8 protein-coding genes are annotated in these 7724 nt (G+C 50.5%); 2 read left to right on the plus strand and 6 right to left on the minus strand.

The genetic code is table 11. The annotated features are described in order from the left end of the window. The 6 genes from STRDD11_RS11800 to STRDD11_RS11825 form a co-directional block, all read right to left on the minus strand. Positions 1-311: TIGR02328 family protein (locus tag STRDD11_RS11800; RefSeq protein ID WP_128837499.1), on the minus strand; the 311-nt coding region annotated here is incomplete at its 3' end. Positions 312-527: 216 nt separating this feature from the next. Next, positions 528-1622 carry a ferrochelatase gene (gene hemH, locus STRDD11_RS11805; RefSeq protein ID WP_164828494.1) on the minus strand — a complete coding sequence of 365 codons (1095 nt, stop codon included), beginning with the start codon at positions 1620-1622 and terminating at the stop codon, positions 528-530. A gap of 166 nt (positions 1623-1788) precedes the next feature. Beyond that, positions 1789-3075, minus strand: a complete 1287-nt coding sequence (locus STRDD11_RS11810; protein WP_128837452.1) for a glycosyltransferase — start codon at positions 3073-3075, stop codon at positions 1789-1791. Beyond that, positions 3044-3685: a hypothetical protein gene (locus tag STRDD11_RS11815; protein WP_128837453.1), complete on the minus strand. Its 642-nt coding sequence runs from the start codon at positions 3683-3685 to the stop codon at positions 3044-3046. Before STRDD11_RS11815 ends, STRDD11_RS11810 begins: the two co-directional genes overlap by 32 nt. Next, a complete protein-coding gene (locus STRDD11_RS11820) occupies positions 3678-4826 on the minus strand; it encodes a glycosyltransferase (protein ID WP_128837454.1) in 1149 nt (382 codons plus the stop codon). The genes STRDD11_RS11815 and STRDD11_RS11820 overlap by 8 nt, the downstream gene beginning before the upstream one ends. Beyond that, the gene (locus STRDD11_RS11825; protein ID WP_128837455.1) at positions 4826-5599 is read right to left on the minus strand and encodes an SDR family NAD(P)-dependent oxidoreductase; all 774 of its coding nucleotides are present in this window, start codon (positions 5597-5599) and stop codon (positions 4826-4828) included. Before STRDD11_RS11825 ends, STRDD11_RS11820 begins: the two co-directional genes overlap by 1 nt. Positions 5600-6007: 408 nt before the next feature. Here STRDD11_RS11825 and pepT point away from each other — a divergent pair, with 408 nt between their 5' ends. Then, positions 6008-7231 carry a peptidase T gene (gene pepT / locus STRDD11_RS11835; protein WP_128837457.1) on the plus strand — a complete coding sequence of 408 codons (1224 nt, stop codon included), beginning with the start codon at positions 6008-6010 and terminating at the stop codon, positions 7229-7231. 251 nt (positions 7232-7482) lie between these two features. Continuing rightward, on the plus strand, positions 7483-7724 hold a 242-nt coding region (locus STRDD11_RS13925), incomplete at its 3' end, for a hypothetical protein (RefSeq protein WP_206512715.1).

Raw genomic sequence — 7724 nt, forward strand, 5'->3', positions numbered from 1 at the left:
GCTGCATCATGCTCTGGATAGATTGGCAGGCTGACTGCCAGCTCCGGCAGGTCCTCATAGGCGGGACAGCTCTTGCCCCGGTAATCCTTGTCCAGCCAGAGGGCATCGGGCTGATAGCCCCGCTTCTGCATCTCCTTCATGATGAGCTGATGATAGCTATAGAGCAGATAGGGGCTGTGCTCAAAGACATAGTTGACCGTTGCATGCGGCTTGCCCCAGCCCTTGCCGCGCAGGGCTGCGCATTCCCGATGCTGGCCCAAGAGCTGCTGACGCGGCAGTTTTTCAATCAAATCCTGATGCCAAAGTCTCACGGCAATCTCCTTTTTACAGTCTTTTCCTTTGCTTATAGTAGAGGCTGAGACAGACTCCCATGATGGCTGTGTCCTCACCCACAACCTTTCTACCTCACTATCTCGTTTTTAGGTTCGGGCTGTTAAAGCAAGGCGAGCTAACAAAGTGATAAAAGATAAACTAAATGACGATATAATCGTTTCTGATGCCAGCTGCCAGCTCATCCTCTGTGACAATCAGCTTTTAGGCAGCCTGCCTGCTTTTTCCAGCATTTTCTTAACAAAGTAAGGCATTTTGACATTTTCCCGGCCTTTTTTCTCAATCAGTTTCTTGACAAAATCCGGCATTTTCAAATCGGAATCTTCTGCTAAAATCTGGCTGCTTTCCCGCGATGGCTGCAGTTCGTCAAATGTCTCCTGCTCGGGGAGAAACTCTTTGAACTCTCCCCCTTCATGCCGGCGAATCGTGCTGACCAAGGCATCAATCAGGCGATCATCGCTGTTGGGCATAGGCGGCCGGTGGTAGGCAATCCCGTATTCGCGGCACAATTCCTGACACTCCACATCATTATCAAAAAGGACCTCAATGTGCTCGCTGATAAAGCTGATGGGGACAAAAATATAATGCTGCGGATGCTCCGGCTGCTCGCGGATATAATCCAGCACATCCGGCTTAATCCAAGGCAGGCCGATATCGCTCTCACTCTGCCAGACATTGAGATACTGACCCTCCGTCAAACCCAGCCTGTCAGCAATCAGTCTGGCATTGTCATAAATCTGATCAATATAAGGGTCCCCGAAGTCCAGAGCCAGTATCGGCACACTGTGGGCCGAAAAAAGGATCTGAAAGGACTGGTCCCTGACCTCTTCCCGCAGAATCTCAGCCAGCTCCTGCGACCAAAAATCTACGATAGCCGGCTCCTGATACCATTCCTTGATGATGTTAAATCGAATCCGGTCACTCTCGATGAACTTCTCATAGCCCATAACAGAATAGTAGGAAAAATGGGGCTCCAAAATCAGGCAGATGCACTCCTCTATCCCGTCTGCTTCCATCTGTCTGATAACATCGGGAATAAAAGGCCGGGAAAATTTATTGGCAAAGTAAACTGCATAGTCACCTGCCAAGCGCTGGCCGACCTTTTCTACTTCTTCCCTGCTGATCCGCTGCAGAGGCGTTCCGCCAATCAGGACATAGTTGTCATAGAGCGTCTGAATCTCATGGTCCTGCGGTCGGACACCGCGGCGGATATTGGTAAAGAAATCAGCTACTCCCTCAAAGGTAATTTCCTCAGGCGAACCAAAGGTCATCATTAAAACAGCTTTCTTCATCATGATTTCATTATTTCCTCTTTTTCCTTGCAATCTATTCTATTTTACCATGTTGCAAAAGGGATGGATAGATGAAAACCAGTATTTCCCATGGAAAAGAAAAAACTTAATAATTCGGACATTTTAATAATTGCTGAAAACAGGAAGAAAAATCCCTGACAAAGGCTTATAGGTCCAGCTGCAATAAACGGCTTAATTCCTGATAGAGAAGCTTGGCAGGCTCATAGGCTCGGCTTTTTTGTGCCAAGTCTTGCAGCTGCGGCCAATCCGTCCGCTCTGTCAGCTCCTGAAACAGGCGCAGCACTTCTGTATCGGTCTGCCGGCGGACCACCAAGCCTGCCTGTCCGATTTCTGCCCGCACTGCATTGTCAAACTGGTCATAATCCTGCGGCAGAATGAGGCTGGGAATGCCCAGTTCGATGCAGGAGAGCATGATACCTGTACCGGCATGGTGGATGACAAAGTCCATCTGCTCCAAAATATCTGAATAGGGCAGATAGTCAAAAACCAGCAGATTGGCAGCCAGCTTTTGAGGCGGATTTCCCAAACCGCCTGCCTGTCCCAGAGTCACATAAAACTGATAGTCCGGATAGTGCTGGCTGAGCTTTTGCGACCAGCCGACCATGCGCTCTTTCTCCCACAGCAAGTGCGTACCGCAGGTCACTAAAACTTTCTTTTTGCCGTCAGCAGCAAAATAAGTCTGCTGCTCCTGAGGCAGCCTGTCAAAGGACAGGCACCTGTAGCCCACCCAACGGAGCTGCTCAGGAAAGTCATCGCGGAATTCCAACTCTTCCAGCCACAGAGCCAGAATGGAATAGGGCGAATAAATCGCTTCCGTCCCATCGGGCCGATACAGCTTAAAATCCTGAACATCTCCCAAACTCCTCCTGATCAGAGAGAAAGCCAGACGTTTTCCTAGATGAATGGCTTTTCTGCCCAAGGCATCTCTGATCTTGTAAAGGCGGCCTTCATGCGGTCTCCAGCCGCCCAGATAGGTCGGAGTGGTCCATCGGCACTCAAGGGCGACAGGGCTGGGAATGGTCGTTATCCAGGGCAGACCCAGACGGTCAGCCACAAGCCCGGCCGGAGTGGCTACAAAATCAGCAATGACCAGATCGGGCCGGCCGTCCTTCTGCCATATCCGATGCAATTCGTCCATCACCTGAGGAATCAAATCAGCATTGGCCCGAAACTGCCGGTAGGCCGTCAGAAGATTGAGTTTCTGCGGTGTATTGGCAATGTCTTCCATGACCGTAGGCCTTTCAGGAAAGAGGGCCAGACAGTCAAAACCGATTGTTTCCACCAGCTCCTTTTTCTGACAGCCGGTAATGACCCGTATCTGAAAACGGCGGTCAGCCAGCAAGGGCTCAAGGAGGGTCAGAGTCGGCAGCAAATGTCCGCTGAAAGGGACGCAGACCACATCAATCTTTATCGCTTTTTCTAAGCCAGTCATAAATCAATCCTTTCACATCTTCTCGGTATTCATAATCAAAATGATTGGAATCAATGACAGCATCCGTCGCATGACGGTCCAACATATGAGAGTACCTGTCCTTCTTGCCCTTAATCACCAGCAAATCAAGATCTGTCCGTGTCAGCAGCCGCCGAGACACCGGCCCCAGAGCAATGACCTGCAGTTTAGGCTGCAGATGCTCTATCCCGTCCAGCCACTGGGTCAGTAAATTGAGACCGGAGCTTTTGCAGATGATAACAGCCGCTTCTGCCTGCAGCAAGGGCTGCAGGTGCCGGGCCAGTTCCTTTTGAAATGCAGCATTGAACAAAGTATGCCAATAATAACGGACATTAGAAAAGGAGGCCGCCAGCAAGGACACCGGCTGCTGCTCATCATGTTCAAAATGCTGATTGTAGGGGAAGTTGCTGCTGACACAGCTATAGCCTGCCGGGCAGAGGTCTTTTAAAAGGGCCTGCTGACCCGGTGTCAGAGTCGCCCGATCCAGCTGGCTGCTGCCGCTGAGAAAGAGCATGAGCCTAGGCCCAGCAAGCAAAGTCGCCTCCGGCGGCAGGGCGGCAAGCTCCCTGATATACCTGCCCATCTTACTCATAACGAATCTTCCCGTCTGTCACACGAATCTTTCTGCCCCGCCAGTTTATCAGAGGAGGACTGACGAGGACATAGAGAAAGAGAAAAGGCAGCAGCAAGTCATTCAGGATTTCATAGACAATCTCAGCTGGATGAGGCCGGGCAGACAGTATCAAACGACGATAAGCAAACATCCAGAGCGCCTTTGCAGCAAACAGCAGCAAGGCCAGAGCAAGATAAGGCCAGCCAAGGACAAGACCGCAAAGAAGGAGAGGAATCGGCAGGCAGCTGGGCAAGGCTATCAGCAACAGCAGCTTCCAGTCCAGATGTTCCCGCAGGTAAATAGACGTAAAAAGCAGCCAGCGCTTCATCTGCAGACCGTATTGCCGGCCGTCTTTAATGGTGCTGCGGACATTGCAGGTCACCCGTGTCTGAACAATCTCAATCCCTCTGCCGCTCAGATAATCAGCAACAGCCAAATCATCACAGAGACAGTCCATAATCTGACCGAACAGGTCCAGCTCTTTGACCAGCTCCACCGGCAGAATATAAAACATGCCGTTGATAGAGTGATTGGCCTTCATGGCTGCCATGGTAAGATATGTAATAAAGGAATTGCCATTGACGAAAGCTGCCACCAGCTTAGACCAGAAATTGCTCCGCTCATGATTGTAGGGAATACCGGTCAGAATGGCAGTCCTGCCATCATAAGCTGCCAGCTCTCCCATTTTTGAAAAGTCAATGACCGTATCATCATCCAAAACAATTATATAAGGTCTGGTCAGCTCTTTGACAATCTGTGCAATTTTAAAGCTTTTGGGATTCATGCCCTGAGGGACGTCATCCATGAGAAAGAGGCGGATACGCCGAGCAAAGGAGGGATTTTGGCAAATACGGTCCGCTGCTCTTTGAGCCTCTGGATCAGACTTGTCAATCAGCCAAAAAAATTCCAAGTCTGCTGTCTGCTGAAGATTGGCCAGCAGGTCGGCTTCCAAGCGCGGATCGCCTGACAGAATGGGCTGAACAACAGTGTACAGCACCTCCTTAAAGCCAGCCTGACAGGCTGTTTTTCCCTCTTTTTTGAAATAGCTCAAAGAAAGAAGCCAGCGCAGCAGAAAAAGCCCCAAATAAGTCAGAGCGAGGAGTAAAAAAATCAGATGCATCAACTCAGCCCCTTTCGTAAATAATGTCCCAGCAGGCCCAGCTGCCAGCTCTGCGGCAGCAGTTTCATCAGGCAGACAAGCAGGCGGTACCTTGCACCGATGACGGCAGAAGTCCGCTCTTTCTCAAGCTGTTTCAGAATGCCGGCTGCGGCTGCAGACGCCTGCAGCTGCAAACCGCCGCCGCCCAAGGCGGCTGCTGCTTGCTGTGGAAGGATTCCGGTCTGGGTCGGTCCCAGTGTGTAGACGCAGATCTTCATCGCAGATTCAGCCTGCCTCAACTCCTCCTGCAAAGACAAGCAATAGGAGTGCAGGGCCGCCTTGCTGGCACTGTAGGCGGCCAGATAAGGATGGGGGCAGATGGCGGCCAGAGAGGACAGTTGGACAAAGGTTGTGCAGCTGCCGCTCTGGACTGCTTGTTTCATAAGGAAAATCGGCGCCAGACAGTTGACCTGCCAAATATCAGCTTCTGCCGCTGCAGTCAGGTTCGCTGCCTGCTCCAAGCTTGCCAGACCGCTGCAGTTGATCAGGAGATCAGCCTCCAAATCGTGGGCAAACTGTTCTAAGGCTGCTCTATCTCTCATATCCAAAACTCTATAGTCCAGCTGGGCTGGGCTTTCTGCCAGTTCTTTCACTGCTTGACGCAGCCTGCTTTCATCTCTGCCGACCAGAAGCAGCTGGTCAGCTCGCTGGGCCAACCGCTCTGCCAGCTGGCGGCCGATACCGCCGCAGGCCCCCAGCAGCACGACTTTTTTAATCTTTTTTGCCTTTTCCATAGATATATCTTATCAGATTTCCCACAGATATTGAAATAATTACTGGATTCCTGCAGTTTTTTTGCAGAAAGATAAAAAAATTTCTCACTTTCTTCTGAATATGCTAAAATAGTTTTAAACTATTCCATACGAAAGAAAATCAACAGACTTGTCCGCAAAGTCACAGACTTAAGCATTTTGTTCAGCCAGGAAGCGGCGGAGCCATTGCCTGCTGGCCGACTGCCTGCTGCTCAGACGATGAGAAGCCAGGCCAAACGGCAAGACGCCCTCCATCACCATTGGATGGATTGAGATGGCGGAGAAAGTTTCTGTCAGGAATGCCAGAAGCACTGCTCTCCAGCTGCAGTGCCGTTTCCAACAGCCGCATCCAGCGGTTTTCGATTTTCAAACAGTATCAGAGGAGACACCATGAAATACCCAAATCTTTTAGACCGTTTTTTGACCTATGTCAAGATCAACACTCGCTCCGACGAGACATCTACTGCCACTCCCAGCACCCAAAGTCAGGCAGACTTTGCCAATGAAGTGCTCATTCCTGAAATGAAGCGGGTCGGTCTGCAAAATGTCTATTACCTGCCCAACGGCTTTGCGATTGGAACCCTGCCGGCCAATGACCCGGCTTTTACCCGCAAGATTGGCTTTATTTCCCATATGGATACTGCAGATTTTAATGCTGAAGGTGTCAATCCGCAGGTTATCGACAACTATGACGGCGGCACGATTGCACTTGGAAACTCCAGCTTCAGTCTGGATCCGGCAGACTTTTCCAGCCTGCATAAATACAAGGGACAAACCCTGATTACAACTGACGGGACTACTCTGCTGGGCGCCGATGACAAGTCGGGCATCGCAGAAATCATGACGGCTATAGAGTACCTGACGGCTCACCCAGACATCAAGCACGGAGAAATCCGGGTCGGCTTCGGACCAGACGAGGAAATCGGTGTCGGTGCTGACAAGTTTGACGCTCAGGACTTTGATGTGGACTTTGCCTACACTGTTGACGGCGGCCCGCTGGGAGAACTCCAGTATGAAACCTTCTCAGCTGCCGGTGCAGAAATCACCTTTCAGGGACGCAATGTCCATCCGGGAACAGCCAAGGGACAAATGGTCAATGCCCTGCAGCTGGCCATTGATTTTCACAATCAGCTGCCTGCCGGCGACCGCCCTGAGAAGACCGAAGGCTACCAAGGCTTCTACCACCTGATGAGCGTGACCGGAACCGTCGAGCAGGCTCAAGCCAGCTACATTGTCCGCGACTTTGAGACGGAGGCTTTTGAACATCGCAAAGCTGTTATGCAGGCCATTACTGACAAGATGAACCAAGAGCTGGACAGCGAGCGCGTCAGCCTGACCCTCAAAGACCAATATTACAACATGAAGCAGGTCATCGAGAAAGACATGACACCGGTCAATATCGCCAAGGCAGTCATGGAAAGTCTGGACATCCAGCCTCTTATCGAGCCTATCCGCGGCGGCACGGACGGCTCCAAAATTTCCTTTATGGGGATTCCAACCCCCAACCTTTTTGCCGGCGGTGAAAACATGCACGGCCGCTTTGAGTATGTCAGTCTGCAGACGATGGAGCGGGCTGTAGACACTATTATCGGTATTGTCTCCTATCAAGACTGAGTGCCAAATTTGCAGCAGACTGTCTGCCCTTCTTCTATATCTTCCAATACTCAATGGAAAAATCGAAAGCAGACTAGGCAGAAAGTGCACAAAAACGATAGAGACCTCTTTGAGGCTGTAGATAAAGCTTCCATGAGGAAGCGACAAAAGTACTGCTTTGGGCTGTCTGCTCCTGCCTAATGTCTGATGGCTCTCATTGAAATACTGCATTTGAATCAGCAAAAAAACGAATGAGGACGGCAGGTTAGAAAATGCTAACCACCCTTCATTCGTTTTCTATTTTTTATCATTCTCCTTGGAAAATGTTTCTTATAGCCTTCGAAAAGCTCTTTAAAGCACATCAGCTCCAACTGTCTGGAAAGCTGTTGAAGCTGACACCGTTTGCAGAGAAATTTAAAGAGAATTGCTCCGACCGCAGCGGCAGCTGGCTCCGTATCTTCCTTCTCAAAGCTGATCCGCTTCCGAACTTGATTGCTTTCTTATTCTCCAAACC

Source organism: Streptococcus sp. DD11 (assembly GCF_001578865.1).
Classification (GTDB): domain Bacteria; phylum Bacillota; class Bacilli; order Lactobacillales; family Streptococcaceae; genus Streptococcus; species Streptococcus panodentis.

What these genes read in the sequence shown, in the direction of transcription:
- STRDD11_RS11820 (WP_128837454.1), bottom strand. Translation starts at nt 4,826, where the DNA reads ATGCATCTGATTTTTTTACTCCTCGCTCTGACTTATTTGGGGCTTTTT.
- STRDD11_RS11825 (WP_128837455.1), bottom strand. Translation starts at nt 5,599, where the DNA reads ATGGAAAAGGCAAAAAAGATTAAAAAAGTCGTGCTGCTGGGGGCCTGC.
- STRDD11_RS11815 (WP_128837453.1), bottom strand. Translation starts at nt 3,685, where the DNA reads ATGAGTAAGATGGGCAGGTATATCAGGGAGCTTGCCGCCCTGCCGCCG.
- STRDD11_RS11810 (WP_128837452.1), bottom strand. Translation starts at nt 3,075, where the DNA reads ATGACTGGCTTAGAAAAAGCGATAAAGATTGATGTGGTCTGCGTCCCT.
- hemH (WP_164828494.1), bottom strand. Translation starts at nt 1,622, where the DNA reads ATGAAGAAAGCTGTTTTAATGATGACCTTTGGTTCGCCTGAGGAAATT.
- pepT (WP_128837457.1), top strand. Translation starts at nt 6,008, where the DNA reads ATGAAATACCCAAATCTTTTAGACCGTTTTTTGACCTATGTCAAGATC.